Here is a 17,142-nt window from a genome sequence, read left to right on the forward strand (position 1 = left end):
AAAGAAGGCTCCTTCTTACTAATTTTGCAATCGGGACAAATAGCTGCGAAGCGCAGCGTGGATGTCACGCGTCGTCTTCCCAATAATCGCCTCTTGGATCTGGGCATCGCTAGGCGCGTGGCTTCCTTCAGGGGATGAACTGCCGCTCTTGGCCTCATGTTCAGCGGCTTGGATATAGAATTGAATTCGGGCACTCATTTGCTTGCGAATATCCTCTATGATCAGCCTGCGGTGATAGGGATCGAGCGAGAGGCCGAGCTCAGCTTCAAGCTCACTGAGCTGCTGAGGTGCATTCTGATCCAAGTATCGATCAATCACTAAGCGGATTTCCGGATAGGGAGAAGTGGGCAATACAGAACCGGGTCCGGGTACGGGGCCGGGACCAACACTCCCGGGTTGTGCCGGGAATACGTTAGGCTTGAGATTGTTCACGGGCGGTTTGTCGGTTACCGACTTATGGCCGGGATCATTGACAACTACCGTGCTGTTCCCATTTGGCATTACAATTTGACCGATTTCTTTGATTTGTTCCTCGTTAGGAGGTGTCAGCCCGATGTTCAATGTACCATCGAGCTTCTCGACCTTTAATTGGTCGAAATGATATTGAATGGTATCGATGTGATAGCTTGGCTTTGATTCTGCGGCATCCAAACGTACATTCAGCGCCTCGAGCTGCTTGCTAAGCCGGTTGATTACAGCCTGCTGCTCGTCGAGCTGACACTGCAGCTTATGAATATGCTGGCTAAACGCGTTCCATAGTTGCCAAGGAGTAGGCGGTGTATTTGCCGGTTGCATACGCTCGTAGGCACCTCCTTGTTAATTCGGATTGGGCAGCGGAACGAAGTTCAGCGGATTCTCCGTGCTGAGCTCTTCGTTAAGCAACGGTGCCGGCTCTGTAAATCCTCCTGAATTGTACATCTGCGAGAGGGAAGAAATCGCTCCAGCCGTCCCAACCTGCAGGACGGAGGAGTTTGCTACGCTGTCTACACGAAGCTGGTGGATCGTAATGGTTTGATGAACCGTAAGCTGCATTAGATGTTCACTCCGTTAGCAACTTCATTATTCGTATTGTCTTGGACATCCGGATCACTGGTGTTCGTCGAACTGACAGCATTGTTCGAGTTGGTCAAACCGCCGGTGAGGAAGGAGCCTGAACCCGCATACGTTTTGGATGAGCTGGACGGAGAGATTTGAACAGAATCACCGAATTGAACGACAGCGCTGGATCCGACACTGATTACTTTAACGAAGCCTACAATAGCGGGCATGATGTCTCACTCTCCCTAGTCTGGTTTTCAGCGAGCATTTGTTACATCGTATGCGGCAAATGCCCAGATGTGAATTTGAAGCACATTCATCCTAACGGATGCGTTAAGACACAATCCGGCAGTAGCGCCTATGGAGCCGCCCGCATAAACTGGATGTTATAACGGCGTTAGGCGGAGGTGCGCTAGTATGTCATCGAAATCAAAGTGGGAAGAACTAGAGGATTGGATGGATGGGCAGCAGCTGCCCAAAGGATTCGATATCTTCCGCCAATCCGATTGGATCGAGAATTACGTCCGCAGTATGATGAACAAAGCATTGCCCGCAGTTTCCTCGGCACTAAATTCTGCTTCATCTAATATTGTAGAAACGAAGAGATATGTGATCGTAACGTATCCGCTCGGAGAATCGGCCGATCTCTCCGAGCTTCGTCTGGTCGTGAAGGAGGATCGCGTGAAGCTAAGCGGCATGGCCGGCAAAAGTGATGAAATCATTAAACTGCCGAAGCTTGTGCTGCCACGCTCCTGTCATGCGGAGTACGATGGCGCAGTGCTCAAGATCAAGCTGCGTAAACGTCCGTCAAGTAAACGTGTACACCATGCAACCATTCATGGGCTGTAAGAGCAGCCCGTTTACCTTATAAATGTCACGAATTTGTTCGAACTTCCTATCTTCCCCTGCTGGCTATACGGCACCGGCTTGGCTATAATGCAAGTAAAGACTTGCATAGGGAGTGTTATTCGTGACTCTGGTTGACGTTAGTGCCATTTCTGCTGCCTTGTTTATAACAGGCGCGGTGTTTATTATGCTGATATTCGGATTGCTGAGCTTCGGTATCGTGAAGATGTTCGAGCAGCGGATTCGCGCGGGCGTTTACAGCTTCGCCGGAGCGGTTGTCAGTGCGGTTTCGTTCGGCGTTATTTTGAAACAATGGTTTGTCTGATCTCGAATTAGTTGGAATAAGGGTACAAAGCAGGCTGTCTCAGCGACTTCATTACGAAGTCTGAGGCAGCCTTTTTGCGCGAAAAAGTTTGTTTGTCCAATTGGGCTCGAAAAGGCGAAAAATAGTCAATAATCCAAGTTGCCAGAACATAAGATGGAGTATAAGATAATCATATGAGAGAATATTCAGAACATTTCGTCAATGAAGCCAAACGGAGGGAGGGATTGCCGATGAACAAAAGTTATGAGGTTGAATACTGCAATTTGGAGCTGCGTTTCGACAGACGGCAAATCCAAAATCTCATTCGGGATTTAATCCAGGAGGGATATTCGCTTTATTGGAGCGAAACGGACGTCTATTTTCTCATCTCGGTACGCAGCGGTCGCAAGCTTGTGAAGCTTCGGTTTCAACGTGTCCGCAATCGTTACAAAATCGTCGGTGATTATCTAATAAAGGATGAGAAGCTGTCGGATTTATTGGAGAAGCTGATTAACGATTCCCGCGGTCATGCAGTTGTCAAACGGTTCAAAGACAGGCAAATTGTCATTGAAAGCATTATGTTTGGTGAAATCATTCGACTTGTGGAGGTGTCCGGCATGGAACATCGCATCATCTATCAGAAGAAACCATTCGTTACGGTAGAGGAAGTCATTCAGGCGTTTCAGTCGAAAAGGGCTGAGGAGCGAGCGTCAGTGCTACGGTATGAGCTTGATTATGAGCTTTCGGTCCTCCATGAAGCGATCACGGAAGGGCGAGAAGCAGACATGTCGCAGTCCAAGGAAAGACTGCAATCCCTTAGAACTGAGATGATACAGCTTGAGCTTTGAAATAACCAAGATTAAAGATAGGTAATAAACCTCCGGGATGCTAGCAAACCGGGGGTTTATTTTGTTTGTGTGGTAATATATAGGGAGGAATCGACAAATTTCTGGTGAAGAAGGTTTTCATTCCTGTTCAAAAGGAGTAAAATATGTGTATTGTATTCGCAAGCGAGGGTTCTTGCTTCGCCGTACTGTACTGTGTCTTTACTATAACAGAGAAAAGGTGTGGAGAATCATAATGTCTAAGCAGCAAATCGGCGTTATCGGTCTTGCCGTAATGGGTAAGAACCTTGCACTTAATATTGAGAGCAGAGGATTTACGGTATCGGTTTATAACCGTTCCCGCGAGAAAACAGACGATCTCTTGAAAGAATCGGCTGGCAAAAACCTTGTTGGTACTTTTACTGTCGAGGAGTTTGTAGCATCCCTTGAAGTACCTCGCAAAATTCTAATTATGGTCCAAGCTGGCGCAGGCACAGATGCAACGATTGATGCCCTCGTTCCGCTTCTGGATCAAGGCGATATTATTATTGACGGCGGCAATGCTTATTTCCCTGATACACAGCGCCGCAGCAAAGCGCTTGAAGCACAAGGTCTTCGTTTCATCGGCACTGGCGTTTCCGGCGGTGAAGAAGGCGCACTGAAAGGACCGTCCATCATGCCAGGCGGTCAAGAGTCTGCCTATAAATTGGTTGAGCCTATTCTTACAGCGATCTCCGCGAAAGTAGGCGGCGACGCTTGCTGCACATATATCGGACCAGACGGTGCCGGCCACTACGTGAAAATGGTGCATAACGGTATCGAGTATGGCGATATGCAATTGATCTGCGAAGCGTATGACTTGCTCAAACGCGTTCTTGGCGTTAGCACAGAAGAGTTGCAATCGATCTTCACGGAATGGAACAAAGGGGAGCTCGACAGCTACCTGATTGAAATTACTGCAGATATTTTCTCCAAATACGATCCGGAAACCAAACAACCTATGGTTGATGTAATCCTTGACTCCGCTGGACAGAAGGGTACCGGTAAATGGACAAGCCAAAGCGCGCTTGATCTTGGTGTGCCGCTATCCATCATTACAGAATCCGTCTTCTCCCGTTTCTTGTCTGCTCTTAAAGACGAGCGCGTAGCGGCAAGCAAATTGTTGAAAGGACCACAATCGGCTCCTTATCAAGGCGACAAAGCTGCTTTCATCGAAGCGGTTCGCAAAGCGTTGTTCGCAAGTAAAATTTGCTCCTACGCACAAGGCTTCGCACAAATGCGCGCAGCTAGCGACGAGTACGGCTGGAACCTGCGTTACGGCGATATCGCGATGATTTTCCGCGGCGGCTGCATCATCCGTGCCGGCTTCCTGCAAAACATCAAAGATGCGTATGATAAAGACGCTGGTTTGACTAACTTGCTTCTTGACGACCACTTCAAAGAAATCGTGGAATCGTACCAAGGCGCATGGCGTGAAGTAATCGCAACTGCGGTAACGCAAGGTATTCCGGTACCGGCATTCTCGAGCGCGCTGTCCTACTATGACAGCTACCGCACAGAACGTCTGCCTGCGAACCTGCTTCAAGCACAGCGCGACTACTTCGGCGCACACACGTTCAAGCGTGTGGACAAAGAAGGCTCATTCCACTTCAATTGGATTCAATCGTAAGACCCGTTATTACATCCTGTAAGCAGCTTCGCAGCCGATCGGACTCTTGACCGCATCCGCTGCGCTGCTGCTTGAGCAGGAATAACGATGCTTCCGCAAAGCTTTGAAATTTTTTTAATAAGAGTGGCTGAGGAAGACTGATTAATTCAGGCGCTTCGTCAGCCATTTTCTTTTTCATATACTCTAGGGTCCACAGCACATCTTCTCGGGAAAGCGGATAATCGGGATTATAGATTCTGGCCACGTGGTACTGGGCGGAGAAGGGCTCGGGGATTGGAGCCATATGGAGGTCACTCCTTTATGGATTTGTGGGCATCAGTACTATCAACTCTACGGAAGAAACCAATTTTTTATACCCGTTAATCTGTAATAATGATATAATCACTGGAAAATGTTTTTTGTTAACGTACAGGTTGGGATGGTGTTTTTCATTGGATAAGGAAAAACTGCTTCATCATGTCGTTCTCATCGGTTTTATGGGAACCGGCAAATCAACGGTCAGCAAGCAGCTGGCAGAGCTTCTGAAATGCGGAACGGCTGACATTGACGCCGAGATCGTCCGTCGAGAAGGTCAGGCGATTGCAGACATTTTCGCAGCGCGAGGCGAGGTGGACTTTCGGCTTGCCGAGACAGCTGCACTCTCAGAGGTACTGGGAAGTTCGGAGCCTCTGGTGATTGCGACTGGCGGAGGTGCTGTTTTGTCGGAGCGCAACCGTTCGATGATGCTTGAAAATAGCTTCGTGGTTGCTTTAACGGCGGACCCCGAACACATCATTGCCCGTGTAAGCGAAGATGCTGCACGTCCGCTGCTTCAAGGCGATGTGCGTGAACGCGTATATAGATTGCTCGAAGACCGGAAACATGCTTATGCTTTTGCACATTTGACGATTGATACGTCGAATCTCAGCGTCAGGCAAGTCGTAGAGCAAATTGAGCACGGCATCAAGATGCGTTTCTAGCACTTACATATAAAGGAGACCGACTAAAGATGGATGTACTCGTAACCCCTACACCGAAGCTGCAAGGCGAGCTTCAAGCGCTATCTTCGAAGAACTATACGACGCGTTACCTGCTTGTTGCCGCTCTTGCAGAGGGCACCAGCACCATTTATTACCCTGCACATAGTGAAGACAGTGATGCTATGCGCCGTTGCATTCGCGATCTTGGCGCAATTATTGAAGAAGATGACGAGAAAATTACGATTACAGGCTTTGGTCGCAATCCCAAGGACGTGAAAGAGCTTGATGTTGGCAATGCAGGAGCTGTGCTTCGTTTCCTCATGGCCATTACGGCCCTTGCACCTGACGTTACGTTCATTAACCGGTACCCGGATTCACTCGGCAAACGTCCTCATGATGATTTGATCGACGCGCTTGGCCAAATCGGAGTGGACGTTCAACATAATAATGGCAGACTGCCGATTACGATTCGCGGCGGCGCAGCCAAAGGCGGCAAAATTCAAGTATCCGGCAATGTGAGCTCGCAGTTCCTTAGCGCATTGCTGTTCTTGACGCCGCTGCTTGAAGAAGACAGTGAAATCGAAGTGCTGCATGACCTTAAATCCAAGGTCGTTGTGGGACAAACCCTTGAAGTTCTTGCGCAAGCAGGCATCGTAATCGAAGCAAGCGAAGACCTGATGCATTATCGCATTGCTGGCGGTCAAAGTTATGAAGCGAAGAAATACATCGTGCAAGGCGACTACCCGGGATCTGCCGCTGTGCTGGCAGCTGCTGCGGTTACGCAATCCGATGTGATCCTGCATCGCTTGGAAGAGAACAGCAAGCAAGGCGAGCGCGCCATCGTTGACGTACTGCGTATGATGGAAGTACCGCTTACGCACGAGAACGGGATCGTACATGTACAAGGGAACGGCAAGCTGAAAGCCGTTGAGTTTGATGGCGATAAAGCGACGGATGCCGTACTTGCCATGGTTGCTGCAGCGGTATTCGCAGAGGGCACTTCCCGTTTCTACGATGTTGAGAACCTGCGCTATAAAGAGTGCGACCGCATAACAGATTACTTGAACGAGCTGCGTAAAGCAGGAGCGAACGTGGAAGAGCGTCAGAGCGAGATTATCGTTCACGGTCGTCCGGAAGGCGTAGAAGGAGGCGTAGAAATTAACGCGCATTATGATCACCGCGTTATTATGGCTCTTACGGTCGTTGGTCTTCGTGCCAAGCAGCCGCTTCGTATTCGTGACGCCCATCATGTGGCAAAGTCCTACCCGATCTTCTTCGATCATTTGAAGGCACTCGGCGCGAATGTCGAATGGATTGAGTAGGAAATTGGCAGTCTAAGCTAAGGCAATGAAATGTTAGAAGGGAAGATATTCACATGGCTCATACCAATCCTTCAAGAGATGAAATCAAGTCGATTCTCGAAGCAAGCTCGGTAATTGCGGTTGTTGGATTATCTGACAAACCGGACCGTACCTCGTATATGGTTTCGGAAGCGATGCAAGCGAAAGGCTACCGCATCATTCCCGTTAACCCGGCAGGGGCGGACACGATTCTCGGTGAGAAGAATTACGCTTCGCTGAAGGAAATTCCGTTTCCGATAGACGTCGTAAACGTCTTCCGTCGCAGCGAGCATACACCTCCTGTTGCGGAAGAAGCAGTCGCAATCGGTGCTAAGACCTTATGGCTGCAGCTGGGAATTGCAAACGATGAAGCGGCGGAAATTGCGGAGCGCGGCGGTTTGCAGGTCATTATGGACCGCTGCATCAAGGTGGAAGACTCCATCTTGCTGCCGCAAGGGAAGTCCAAAGCATAGAAGAGTACGGCTCATAATCGAATGATCGAATGAAGCGGCGGACCACGGGGTCTGCCGTTTTATTTTGACAAAGGCGGTTGCAACCCTTACGATCAGGAGTAGAGGTTTTTTGGGAATGTCGTATTCAAGAGAGGGGGGAACCTATGAACATAATGGGGCATCTGCAGCAGCTTGGCCGTTCATTCATGCTTCCGACGATCGTGCTGCCGGGCGCAGCCATATTCCTAAGTTTGAGTGCATTGCCATGGGAAGCGATGGGACTTCCCAGCATCCATACGCATTTGCAAACCGCAGGGGATACGCTGTTTACGTTTCTGCCCTATTTATTTGCATTTGGCATCGCGATGGGGATGACGAGCAATGCAGGCACGGCAGGATTGGCAGCCATTGCCGGCATGTTTATTTATACCAGCATTATCAATGCAAGTCATTATGAGCTGGAACCGACCGTATTTACAGGTGTAATAATCGGGATCGTGACCAGCATCCTAAACGAACGATTCAAGTCGATAAAGTTTCCGGAATATATCCAATTCTTTGGCGGGCCGCGGTTTATTCCGCTCATTGTGAGTGTGTTCTCAACCCTATGGGCCATCGTCATGGTGCAGATCGCACCTTATATTCATAACGGTTTAATCGAGCTTGGTGAAATTATCGATTCCGGCGGCGGCTTCGGCGTGTTTCTGTTCGGTTTCGTCCTTCGAATTCTGGTAGTATTCGGGCTGCATCATCTGGTCAGCCATGTATTCTGGTTTCAGGTTGGGGGCTATAGTACTCCTGATGGTTCTGTAGTTTTCGGGGATTTGCCCCGTTTCTTCGCAGGGGATCCTACAGCCGGCGGATTTATGGCCGGCTTGTATCCGACGATGATGTTTGCGCTGCCCGCGATCGCGTTTGCGATTATTCATGAGGCGCGTGAGGATTTGAAACCGAAAATTCGCAAAACGTTTACTACCGCGGCGCTTGCTTCTTTTCTAACCGGTGTAACGGAGCCGATTGAGTTCGCGTTTCTGTTTGTAGCGCCTTATCTATTCGTTGTCCATGCGCTTCTCTCAGGCGCGATGATGTGGGTTACATACGAGCTTGGTATCAGACACGGTTTCTCGTTCTCAGCAGGAGCGATCGACTTCCTCATTAATGAGCATCTGGCTACTAGGGGCTGGCTGCTCATCCCGATCGGAATTCTGTTCGGCTTGCTCTATTATTTCTTATTCCGCTGGGCGATTCAGCGCTTCCAAATTCCAACCCCTGGGCGGGAAGAAGGTTCGCAGCTCGACGAGTGGGCAGGGGATATCCCCTATCGCGCACCGCTTATCCTGCAAGCTATCGGCGGCAAAGAAAACATCGTGCAAATGGAAGCTTGTATTACGCGTCTGCGGTTGAAGGTCTCCAGTGATAAGCTGGTTGACATCAATGCGCTCAAACATTTAGGCGCAGCAGGCGTCATTCGGCTTGGCGGGGGCAATGTTCAGATCGTATTCGGTACCTATTCCGAGCTCATACGGGAGGAAATGGACAAGGCGATACGAAGGGATATATCTAGGGTTCTGTTTTGTTCACCTGTTCAAGGGCGAATGATGCCGCTCTCCGAAGTGCCGGATCCGATTTTTGCGGGGAAGCTTGTTGGAGACGGTGTAGCGTTCATGCCGGATAAAGGCGAGCTTGTTTCACCGGTACAAGGGAAAATCATTCATGTGTATCCATCGATGCATGCCATAGGCATTCGCACGCCGGAAGGGCTTGAGGTGCTGCTGCACATTGGCATCGATACCTCCCAGATGAAAGGACATGGCTTCCATGCTGTTGTCCAAGAAGGGGATCAGGTGAAACCGGGCCAACTGCTCATTACCTTTGATATGCAGAAAATACGCAAAGGGAGCAAGTCGCTCGCAACGCCAATGGTCATTACGAACTCCGATTTGGTCAGTTCTTGGAGCTTTGCTCCGTTTAAAGGGGTTAAAAAGGGTCAGGCTTCCGTCATGTCAGTTGTGCTAAAAGAGAGAAGCGGTGGAGGGGAAACAGCGTGATTCAAGGAATTGGAGCATCATCCGGCATAGCAATCGGCAAAGCGTTCGTACTGCCGAACTGGGAATGGGATTTGCCGGAACAAAAAATCGATGTCGCTGATCTGGCGCGCGAGTTTGACCGGTTATACGAAGGCATTCGCACCTCGAAGGTCGAAATCGAGCATTTGAAGGATGAGCTGCGTGAGGTTGTCGGACCAGAGGAAACGAGCATCTTCGATGCCCATTTAGCGATATTGGATGACCCGGTCTTTATGAATGAGATTCAGGGCATCATTCAGCGTCAATATAAAGCTGCGGAAGTGGCAGTGAAAGAAGCCATTGATCATTTTGTGACGATGTTCGATCTATTGGATGATGAATATATGAAAGAACGCGCGCTGGATATCAAGGACGTAGGCAACCGTCTGCTCAAGCATCTGCTTGGCGCACCGGAAATCACGCTGCCTTCCGATACGCAGCCGTTCCTGCTCATCGCCAGAGAACTCTCGCCGTCTCAGCTTGCCCATTTGAACCCGAATCACGTGCTTGGCATCGCAACGCTGGCAGGAAGCACGACCTCGCATTCGTCCATTATGGCTAGGGCGCTTGGCGTTCCGCTCGTTGTCGGTATTGAATCTAAGCTGGAAGAGACGATCCAAACAGGCGACTTGCTAATTATCGATGGAGACCTCGGCATCGTTCATATGCATCCAGAGGAATCGTTAGTCGATCATTATACAGGCATGCAGCTTCGTCAGCGGGAGAAGAAGCAGCAGCTCAAACGGATTGTCAGCGTCAAACCGGTCACGCAGGATGGGAAGGAATTCGAGCTTAGTGCCAATATCAGCTCTCTGAAGGAGCTCGATGTCGCATTAAGCAGCGGAACGAATGGCGTAGGGTTGTTTCGTACGGAATTTCTATATATGGACCGCAACCGTCTTCCGAAGGAAGAAGAGCAGTACGAGGTGTACCGTTCTGTCGCGGAGAAGCTGGATCATAAACCGCTGATCATTCGGACGTTGGATATCGGCGGCGACAAGCAGCTGGATTATTTCGAGCTGCCGGAAGAGAGCAATCCGTTCCTGGGGTATCGGGCCATTCGGATTTGTCTCGATAAGAAGGATTTGTTCAAAACACAATTAAGAGCGATTCTTCGGGCGAGTCACTACGGAAACGTGAAGATCATGTACCCGCTTATCTCTTCTGTTGAAGAGGTTAGAGCTGCAAATGCGCTGCTGGAAGAGTGCAAAGCGGAACTAAAGGCAGAAGGGATCGGCTATGCCGACAATATCGAAGTCGGTATTATGATTGAGCTGCCCGCTGCCGTACTCATTGCGGATATCCTCGCCGAGGAAGTCGATTTCTTCAGCATCGGTACGAACGATTTGGTGCAATTCACACTCGCCGTCGATCGGATGAACGAGCAAATTTCACATCTTTATGAGCCGTATCATCCTGCGGTGCTGCGCATGCTGAAGCTAACCATCGAAGCGGCTAAACGCGCAGGCATTCACGTAGGCGTCTGCGGCGAAATGGCCGGTGATCTCCATGCACTGCCGATCTGGCTCGCACTTGATGTCGACGAGCTGAGCATGTCCGCACATGCGATATTGCCTGTTAAGGAACGGCTGCTCTCCCTGAAGCAGCAGGAATGCCGCGCAATGTTCGAACAGCTTCTCCGCTGCAGAACGAGCGATGAAATTCATAAGCTGCTTGCCGTTTCGCAGGATGCGCCAATTGCTGCTTCGCGCGAACGATCAGCCGTAACGAAGCAAGTGTAAGCTTGAACGTAGAGAAGGGCGGCAACCCTTGGGTTGCCGCCCTTCTTCTGCGCCTTAATTGATTTGGAAATGCTTAAAGCGTCCGTTCTTCTGCCGCATATGACTTAGTTGCCGCGAAGCGCGTCTACGAATGCTTTCGCGTATGGCGGCAGATCCGGCGGACGACGTGACGATACGATGTGGCCGTCTACAACTACCGGCTCATCAATCCATGTTGCGCCTGCATTCTCCATATCATCGCGAATGCCTGGCGTGGATGTTACTTTGCGGCCTTGCAGGATCTTCGCGGAGATCAGCACCCAGCCTGCGTGGCAGATCTGACCGATCGGTTTCTGCGCCGTATCCATTTCTTTCACCAGCTGCAGCACCTTCGGGTAGCGGCGGAGTTTATCCGGCGCCCAGCCTCCGGGGACTAGCAGGCCATCGATCTTGCTGCCGTCGACTTCGTCGAAGGACAGATCAGCCGTGGCCGGAACGCCGTATTTTCCAATATGAGTGCGGCCTTTCTCAGGACCTGCGAACAGGACGGTTGCACCTTCCTCGCGGACACGGTAAACGGGGTACCATAGCTCCAAATCCTCGAACTCGTCGTCGAGCAGGCAAATAATTGTTTTTCCTTGTAAGGACATCTGGTTTCCTCCTTTGGCAGTTACGTAGTGGTTTACGATTACTAGATTCATCAAGCTCTTATCCATTGTAACGAAGGTGATAGTATGAAGCAAACGACGAAGGGATGGCTTCGCTTCCTCCCGGCGGTAATTATTATGGCAACCATTTTTATGCTCTCCTCACGCACGAACGATGAGTTGAATACGTTTCTCCCTTGGTTCCAGGAGCTGTTTCCGCAGATGACCAGTTTCGATTGGGGGCATTTTATCGCTTATTTTGTGCTTGCGTTAACAGTTAGTTATGGATTTGCCCGAAGAGCAGAACGGTGGAGTTTCAAAGTGTTGATCGTGCTCCTATGTGTACTTTATGGCGTTACGGATGAATATCATCAATCGTTTGTGTCCGGAAGAACGCCTGATATCGCGGACATCCAACATGACGCGATCGGCGCTGCGCTTGCCGTCGTTATCGTAGCGCTTCCATTTGTGAATAAACGATGGCGCAGACTGGTTGCGTTATCCGAATGATGCAAAAATTACAACTCGCATAGAAGCAGGACTTTTTTCGCGAATGGTCGAATATCTTTAACGTCGAGCAGCACCTATTGAACTCTTTAAGGTGTTGCTGCTGTTTAAGAGAAGGAGTGGACCACTTTGCAAAAGCGCTGTTCTTGCGGCGACGACATGCCAATGAAGCTGCGTACCGTTATTTATTCGAATAAGGTTGAAATCGATAATGTTCCCATCTACTCCTGCAAGTCATGCAATCGCAGCGAAGTGTTTCCGGAAGTGAAACCGGATTTGACCGGTTTAATCGGCAAACTAGGCGCTCATCCCGTAAAACAGACGTTTCTGTTTAACGAATGGAATGAATGGGCAAATTTGTTAGTAGAGGCTTATCACGAGCGTAAGCTGACCGATCTCGCTATCATGCGGCGCATGACGGAAGAGAGGATCGATATGCTTCTGGATTTGTTTGCTGTGGCGCAAGCCGCGGGCGACGAAGCTTGGACTGCTGAAATACATAAGCGGCTGGCTCAATTGAGCCGTAGCATGCTGCAGTACGGAAGCCGAACCTGAAGGGAGTGAGGGAATGAAACTGCCCCCTCCGATGACAACCGAAGCGCAGTGGGAAGAAGCGTACAACGGTTCTTTCCAACAGCCTTTGCTGGTCTTTAAACATAGTACAAGCTGCTCGATCAGCAGCGGTGCTTATGACGAAGTAGCTAACTGGTTGGAAGATGCGATAACGCTTTCACTCCGGCCTGTCATGGTTTTAGTGCCGGACAATCGTCCGCTTTCAACCCTCATTTCAGAGAAACTTAGCCTCAAACACGAGTCACCACAGCTTATATTAGTGATCAACGGCAAGGTGTCCTGGCATGCATCTCACTGGCGCATTACCTACTCAACATTAGACGAGCATCTCGGTACTCATTGCGAAAAGTAATATTTTGTCGTATCATTACGGTAAAGTAATGCGGCGCGAGATAAAAATTTGAACTAATGGAGAGAAGGACTGTGACGGTAACCATTTATGATGTAGCAAGAGAAGCAGGCGTTTCCATGGCGACAGTGTCGCGGGTTGTCAATAACAATCCAAACGTCAAGCCTCAGACACGGAAGAAAGTATTTGAAGCCATCGAACGTCTTGGCTATCGTCCAAATGCTGTAGCGCGCGGCCTGGCAAGCAAGAAAACAACGACCGTAGGCGTAGTTATTCCGGATATCTCGAATGCAATCTTTGCTGAAGTAGCGCGGGGCATCGAGGATATTGCTAATATGTATCACTACAATATTATTTTGTGTAATGCCGATAAGAAGAAAGATAAAGAGATTCGCGTCATCAACACCTTGCTTGAGAAGCAGGTGGATGGTTTGCTGTTCATGGGCGGCGCTGTAACGGACGAGCATTTGCAGGCGTTCAAGACTGCTAACGTACCGATCGTGCTTTGTGCAACGACGGACGAGAACGGTACGATCCCTTCGGTTGATATCGATCACGAGGGAGCTGCGTTTGATGCGGTTCAAACGCTCATTAAGAGCGGCCATACCCGCATTGCGATGATTTGCGGTACGCTGCAGGATCCATCGAACGGTTATGCCCGTTTCCAAGGCTACAAACGTGCGCTGGAGACAGCAGGTTTGCCTTACGATGAAACACTTGTACGAATCGGCAACTATCGCTACGAATCCGGTGTAGATGCGATGAAATATTTCTTGGAGCTCGAAACCATTCCGACTGCAGTATTCTCCGCTACGGACGAAATGGCAATCGGTGCGATTCACTGCATCCAAGATGCCGGACTTAAAGTGCCGGATCAAATCTCGGTCATCAGCGTGGACAACAGCCGTATGGCGTCCATGGTTAGACCGCAGCTTACTGCTGTCGCTCAACCGATGTATGACATCGGTGCCGTTTCGATGCGCTTGCTGACGAAGCTAATGAAGAAGGAAGCCGTTGAGAACCCTAGAGTTGTGCTTCCGCACGAAATTGTGAACCGTCAGTCGGTAGGGAGTAAATAATGACAGCTTCGTATAACAGAATCGGCATCATGGGTGCCATGGTAGAAGAGATTGATCTGCTGCATAAACATGTCGAGAAGACAAACTCGTTTGTGAAAGCAGGGATTGAATATGTAGAGGGTACGCTGCACGGCCGTAAAGTCGTGTTCTGCAAATCCGGCGTAGGTAAAGTGAATGCCGCTGTATGTACACAACTGCTTATCGATGCAGGTGTTGATTGCGTCTTATTCACAGGAGTTGCAGGTGCTGTTGAGCCTAGTCTGAATGTGGGCGACATTGTCGTTTCGACATCATGCCTTCAGCATGATATGGATGTTACACCGCTCGGATTTGCTCGCGGTCAAATTCCGTTTCAAGATGTATGGGAGTTTCAAGCTGCAGCTGACCTCGTAGAACTTGCGAATGATGCTTGCGAGTCACTATTCCCAGGACGCAGCGTGAAAGGCAAAGTGCTTTCCGGCGATCAATTTATTGCCGATCGTGCTGAAGTGCAGAAGCTGCACGAAGAACTTGGCGGCGCCTGTACGGAGATGGAAGGTGCTTCTCTTGCACAGGTGTGCGTGATGAATAACATCCCGTTTGTTGTCATCCGTTCCATGTCCGACAAAGCAGATGGTTCTGCGCATGTGAATTTTGCAGAATTTACGGTACAAGCTTCGGTTAATTCGCACCGCATTATTGACGAAATGATTCAGCACATGTAAATCGTTCCCTATAGAAAGGCAGTTCCGCATGATGTCCCGCGTACGCACGGGGATGTCACATGGGACTGCCTTTTTGGTTATAACTGCGATAACGCAATCGCTATGGTCGCTTTATTGCGTGCTTCGATTTCTTGTCTGCGTGGCATAGGCTGCCAATCTTTTAAGTGGTCCAGCCAATGCGTGGGCAATGGATCGCTGCTATGCGGAGTCCATTTGTTTAGCCACTCTGCAGGAAGAGGCTCATTCGCGTCAGAATCTCGCAGGAGGGCGGCCAGCGGGTGATCGGACATCTCCAGCCAAACAAGCGCCCACGCCCGTGGAACGACGCGCCAGAGGTCATAGCCGCCGCCTCCGATTGCAATCCATCGACCGGCCGCATAGGTATGCGCTAATTGATGGATAATGGCGGGCATGGCTTGATAGATGCGCATACTGCAGTGAATATGGGAGAGGGGGTCGTAGGCATGAGCATCGCAGCCATGTTGGCTGACGATGACATCCGGTTTGAACACCTCGGCGACTTTGGCAACGGTTTCACTAAAGCAAGCAAGCCAAGACTCGTCTTCTGTATAAGGATCAACAGGAACGTTAACGCTCGTTCCGTAGCCTGCATCGATGCCTCGTTCGTGGACGAAGCCGGTGCCGGGGAAGAGAAACTTCCCGGTCTCATGGATGGAATAGGTGCACACATCGGGATCGGCATAGAAAGTCCATTGCACGCCGTCGCCATGATGGACGTCCGTATCGATATATAAGACGCGTGCGCCATACTGCTTGCGGATATGAGCGATTGCGATCGCTGCATCGTTATAGACGCAGAAGCCTGATCCCCGCTCAGGAAAAGCATGATGAAGCCCGCCCGCCATATGATAGGCGTGATCGGCTTCTCCTCGCATCACAAGGTCAGCAGCAAGGACAGAGCCGCCTACGATTGCGGCAGCAGCTTCATGCATACTCGGAAAGAAAGGCGTGTCCTCCGAGTCCAATCCATACTGAGAGGCTTGTTTGACGGCTTCAGGAGCCGGTGTAACGCGGCTTAGCTCACGTACGGCGTCAATATAGTCCGAGCGATGAACAAGCGCCAGAAGCTCGTCTGATGCTGTCTCAGAATCGATGCAATGTGAGGCTTGAATCGCGTTGACAGATTCTAGTAATTCATGCGTTAGCGTTAAGCGAATCGGGTCGAACGGGTGGTCTTTATTGAATTTATACCGTCCTGCCTCGGGATGATGTATGTACACGGATTTATCCGTCATGATGCGTCCGATCTTCCTTTCCGCCGCTTGCTGCAGCATCACTAATACATAAACCGCTGCCTGAACCGGACACGGTCGAATTGCTCGATTGAGCTGATGGGTACTTCCTTGCCGATTCTGACCATTAAACAATTCGCAGGATGGGCGCATATTTCAGGGTCATCGGTCGCTACCCACTCCATTTCGACGGATTTCATCAGCTTCTCCATCATGGCACGGTATTCCCAGACACTCAGCTTCGTGCCTTCCAGATCCCAGTGCCAATAATATTCTGTCGTATATACGATTACGTTCTCTAGTTGTTCTTGCGAGAATGCGAGCCGAATCATTCGTTTGCCAAGTCCAAGCGAACGATAATCGTCGGAAACTTCCACCGCCCCAAGCTCGATGAGATCGATCATCCCGCCTTCGGACCACCGCTCCAACTCATCCGGATAGTGAAAGGTGACATATCCGACAATAATTTCGCCATCGCGAGCGGCTATAATCCGTCCTTCCGGCAGTTCAGCTATTTCAATGAGTGCTTTCATTTGTTCTTCCGGTCTGCGAAATGCATCCAATTGCGGATGAAGCTTAAGCCGTTTCAGCGCATCTGCGGGCAAGGGTCCTTCCAGGACGATTTCTCGATCCTGATAAGGCAATTGCTGCGCTTGCATCCTTTTGCGATGTTCCAATGATGTGGGCTCCTTTCGCGTGCTATTCTACTTATAACAAAAAAATGACGGGTTGAAAAGCATGGTTGAACTAGGCTCAGCGTGATATAATATGTAAGCGTATTCCTTGGAGGGAGCCGTTACGGAGGCCGACC

At 50.0% G+C, this 17,142-nt stretch carries 21 protein-coding genes; 14 read left to right on the forward strand and 7 right to left on the reverse strand.

The window, feature by feature from the left end:
- Positions 1 to 18: 18 nt before the first annotated feature.
- From gerPC to AC0YNS_RS07740, 3 genes are read right to left on the reverse strand one after another with little or no spacing between them, the layout of a single operon-like run.
- On the reverse strand, positions 19 to 795 hold the full coding sequence (gerPC, locus tag AC0YNS_RS07730) for a spore germination protein GerPC (protein ID WP_475780433.1): 777 nt from the start codon (positions 793 to 795) through the stop codon (positions 19 to 21).
- Positions 796 to 816: 21 nt separating this feature from the next.
- Positions 817 to 1,032 carry a spore germination protein GerPB gene (locus tag AC0YNS_RS07735; RefSeq protein ID WP_475780434.1) on the reverse strand — a complete coding sequence of 72 codons (216 nt, stop codon included), beginning with the start codon at positions 1,030 to 1,032 and terminating at the stop codon, positions 817 to 819.
- Positions 1,032 to 1,268 (reverse strand): spore germination protein, encoded by a 237-nt coding sequence (locus AC0YNS_RS07740; RefSeq protein ID WP_090978156.1) that lies wholly within the window; start codon positions 1,266 to 1,268, stop codon positions 1,032 to 1,034. The genes AC0YNS_RS07735 and AC0YNS_RS07740 overlap by 1 nt, the downstream gene beginning before the upstream one ends.
- A 187-nt stretch (positions 1,269 to 1,455) precedes the next feature.
- On the opposite strand from AC0YNS_RS07740, the gene AC0YNS_RS07745 reads away from it, so the two are divergent.
- From AC0YNS_RS07745 to gndA, 4 genes are all read left to right on the forward strand, one after another.
- Positions 1,456 to 1,887, forward strand: a complete 432-nt coding sequence (locus AC0YNS_RS07745; protein ID WP_475780435.1) for an Hsp20/alpha crystallin family protein — start codon at positions 1,456 to 1,458, stop codon at positions 1,885 to 1,887.
- A gap of 121 nt (positions 1,888 to 2,008) precedes the next feature.
- Positions 2,009 to 2,209, forward strand: coding sequence for a hypothetical protein (locus tag AC0YNS_RS07750; protein ID WP_090978158.1), 201 nt, complete (start codon positions 2,009 to 2,011; stop codon positions 2,207 to 2,209).
- A 230-nt stretch (positions 2,210 to 2,439) separates the two neighbouring features.
- Complete coding sequence (locus tag AC0YNS_RS07755; protein ID WP_090978159.1) at positions 2,440 to 3,036, forward strand: hypothetical protein; 597 nt, start codon at positions 2,440 to 2,442, stop codon at positions 3,034 to 3,036.
- 232 nt (positions 3,037 to 3,268) lie between these two features.
- The gene (gndA, locus tag AC0YNS_RS07760; protein ID WP_475780436.1) at positions 3,269 to 4,681 is read left to right on the forward strand and encodes an NADP-dependent phosphogluconate dehydrogenase; all 1,413 of its coding nucleotides are present in this window, start codon (positions 3,269 to 3,271) and stop codon (positions 4,679 to 4,681) included.
- On the opposite strand, the gene AC0YNS_RS07765 is transcribed toward gndA, so the two are convergent.
- Positions 4,662 to 4,964, reverse strand: coding sequence for a hypothetical protein (locus tag AC0YNS_RS07765; RefSeq protein WP_475780437.1), 303 nt, complete (start codon positions 4,962 to 4,964; stop codon positions 4,662 to 4,664). The genes gndA and AC0YNS_RS07765 overlap by 20 nt on opposite strands.
- A gap of 148 nt (positions 4,965 to 5,112) precedes the next feature.
- Between AC0YNS_RS07765 and AC0YNS_RS07770 the strand changes: the two genes are divergently transcribed.
- The 5 genes from AC0YNS_RS07770 (at position 5,113) to ptsP (ending at position 11,240) form a co-directional block, all read left to right on the forward strand.
- Entirely contained in the window at positions 5,113 to 5,640 is a 528-nt protein-coding gene (locus AC0YNS_RS07770) for a shikimate kinase (RefSeq protein ID WP_475780438.1), read from the forward strand.
- A 29-nt stretch (positions 5,641 to 5,669) separates the two neighbouring features.
- Positions 5,670 to 6,962, forward strand: coding sequence for a 3-phosphoshikimate 1-carboxyvinyltransferase (gene aroA, locus AC0YNS_RS07775; RefSeq protein ID WP_475780439.1), 1,293 nt, complete (start codon positions 5,670 to 5,672; stop codon positions 6,960 to 6,962).
- Between the two features lie 53 nt (positions 6,963 to 7,015).
- Positions 7,016 to 7,453: a CoA-binding protein gene (locus AC0YNS_RS07780; RefSeq protein ID WP_475780440.1), complete on the forward strand. Its 438-nt coding sequence runs from the start codon at positions 7,016 to 7,018 to the stop codon at positions 7,451 to 7,453.
- 143 nt (positions 7,454 to 7,596) lie between these two features.
- Positions 7,597 to 9,480 (forward strand): glucose PTS transporter subunit IIA, encoded by a 1,884-nt coding sequence (locus tag AC0YNS_RS07785; protein ID WP_475780441.1) that lies wholly within the window; start codon positions 7,597 to 7,599, stop codon positions 9,478 to 9,480.
- Positions 9,477 to 11,240, forward strand: a complete 1,764-nt coding sequence (ptsP, locus tag AC0YNS_RS07790; protein ID WP_475780442.1) for a phosphoenolpyruvate--protein phosphotransferase — start codon at positions 9,477 to 9,479, stop codon at positions 11,238 to 11,240. The genes AC0YNS_RS07785 and ptsP overlap by 4 nt, the downstream gene beginning before the upstream one ends.
- 104 nt (positions 11,241 to 11,344) lie before the next feature.
- On the opposite strand, the gene AC0YNS_RS07795 is transcribed toward ptsP, so the two are convergent.
- The gene (locus AC0YNS_RS07795) at positions 11,345 to 11,869 is read right to left on the reverse strand and encodes a type 1 glutamine amidotransferase domain-containing protein (RefSeq protein WP_091215368.1); all 525 of its coding nucleotides are present in this window, start codon (positions 11,867 to 11,869) and stop codon (positions 11,345 to 11,347) included.
- Between the two features lie 84 nt (positions 11,870 to 11,953).
- On the opposite strand from AC0YNS_RS07795, the gene AC0YNS_RS07800 reads away from it, so the two are divergent.
- The 5 genes from AC0YNS_RS07800 (at position 11,954) to AC0YNS_RS07820 (ending at position 15,078) form a co-directional block, all read left to right on the forward strand.
- Entirely contained in the window at positions 11,954 to 12,376 is a 423-nt protein-coding gene (locus AC0YNS_RS07800; protein WP_475780443.1) for a VanZ family protein, read from the forward strand.
- A gap of 126 nt (positions 12,377 to 12,502) precedes the next feature.
- Positions 12,503 to 12,928 carry a hypothetical protein gene (locus AC0YNS_RS07805; protein ID WP_090978177.1) on the forward strand — a complete coding sequence of 142 codons (426 nt, stop codon included), beginning with the start codon at positions 12,503 to 12,505 and terminating at the stop codon, positions 12,926 to 12,928.
- A gap of 13 nt (positions 12,929 to 12,941) precedes the next feature.
- A complete protein-coding gene (gene ytxJ, locus AC0YNS_RS07810) occupies positions 12,942 to 13,298 on the forward strand; it encodes a bacillithiol system redox-active protein YtxJ (RefSeq protein ID WP_475780444.1) in 357 nt (118 codons plus the stop codon).
- Between the two features lie 71 nt (positions 13,299 to 13,369).
- The gene (ccpA, locus tag AC0YNS_RS07815) at positions 13,370 to 14,374 is read left to right on the forward strand and encodes a catabolite control protein A (RefSeq protein WP_475780445.1); all 1,005 of its coding nucleotides are present in this window, start codon (positions 13,370 to 13,372) and stop codon (positions 14,372 to 14,374) included.
- On the forward strand, positions 14,374 to 15,078 hold the full coding sequence (locus tag AC0YNS_RS07820) for a 5'-methylthioadenosine/adenosylhomocysteine nucleosidase (RefSeq protein ID WP_475780446.1): 705 nt from the start codon (positions 14,374 to 14,376) through the stop codon (positions 15,076 to 15,078). The genes ccpA and AC0YNS_RS07820 overlap by 1 nt, the downstream gene beginning before the upstream one ends.
- 77 nt (positions 15,079 to 15,155) lie before the next feature.
- Here the strand turns inward: AC0YNS_RS07820 and AC0YNS_RS07825 are convergent, their stop codons facing one another.
- Both AC0YNS_RS07825 and AC0YNS_RS07830 read right to left on the reverse strand, forming a co-directional pair.
- Positions 15,156 to 16,334 (reverse strand): acetoin utilization protein AcuC, encoded by a 1,179-nt coding sequence (locus AC0YNS_RS07825; RefSeq protein WP_475780447.1) that lies wholly within the window; start codon positions 16,332 to 16,334, stop codon positions 15,156 to 15,158.
- Between the two features lie 41 nt (positions 16,335 to 16,375).
- A complete protein-coding gene (locus tag AC0YNS_RS07830; RefSeq protein WP_475780448.1) occupies positions 16,376 to 17,008 on the reverse strand; it encodes a GNAT family N-acetyltransferase in 633 nt (210 codons plus the stop codon).
- Positions 17,009 to 17,142: the final 134 nt, after the last annotated feature.

Source organism: Paenibacillus sp. J22FR21 (assembly GCF_056269135.1).

Coding starts and splice junctions, on each gene's coding strand:
- gerPC (WP_475780433.1), bottom strand. CDS start 795: ATGCAACCGGCAAATACACCGCCTACTCCTTGGCAACTATGGAACGCG.
- AC0YNS_RS07735 (WP_475780434.1), bottom strand. CDS start 1,032: ATGCAGCTTACGGTTCATCAAACCATTACGATCCACCAGCTTCGTGTA.
- AC0YNS_RS07740 (WP_090978156.1), bottom strand. CDS start 1,268: ATGCCCGCTATTGTAGGCTTCGTTAAAGTAATCAGTGTCGGATCCAGC.
- AC0YNS_RS07745 (WP_475780435.1), top strand. CDS start 1,456: ATGTCATCGAAATCAAAGTGGGAAGAACTAGAGGATTGGATGGATGGG.
- AC0YNS_RS07755 (WP_090978159.1), top strand. CDS start 2,440: ATGAACAAAAGTTATGAGGTTGAATACTGCAATTTGGAGCTGCGTTTC.
- gndA (WP_475780436.1), top strand. CDS start 3,269: ATGTCTAAGCAGCAAATCGGCGTTATCGGTCTTGCCGTAATGGGTAAG.
- AC0YNS_RS07765 (WP_475780437.1), bottom strand. CDS start 4,964: ATGGCTCCAATCCCCGAGCCCTTCTCCGCCCAGTACCACGTGGCCAGA.
- aroA (WP_475780439.1), top strand. CDS start 5,670: ATGGATGTACTCGTAACCCCTACACCGAAGCTGCAAGGCGAGCTTCAA.
- AC0YNS_RS07780 (WP_475780440.1), top strand. CDS start 7,016: ATGGCTCATACCAATCCTTCAAGAGATGAAATCAAGTCGATTCTCGAA.
- AC0YNS_RS07785 (WP_475780441.1), top strand. CDS start 7,597: ATGAACATAATGGGGCATCTGCAGCAGCTTGGCCGTTCATTCATGCTT.
- AC0YNS_RS07795 (WP_091215368.1), bottom strand. CDS start 11,869: ATGTCCTTACAAGGAAAAACAATTATTTGCCTGCTCGACGACGAGTTC.
- AC0YNS_RS07800 (WP_475780443.1), top strand. CDS start 11,954: ATGAAGCAAACGACGAAGGGATGGCTTCGCTTCCTCCCGGCGGTAATT.
- ytxJ (WP_475780444.1), top strand. CDS start 12,942: ATGAAACTGCCCCCTCCGATGACAACCGAAGCGCAGTGGGAAGAAGCG.
- AC0YNS_RS07820 (WP_475780446.1), top strand. CDS start 14,374: ATGACAGCTTCGTATAACAGAATCGGCATCATGGGTGCCATGGTAGAA.
- AC0YNS_RS07825 (WP_475780447.1), bottom strand. CDS start 16,334: ATGACGGATAAATCCGTGTACATACATCATCCCGAGGCAGGACGGTAT.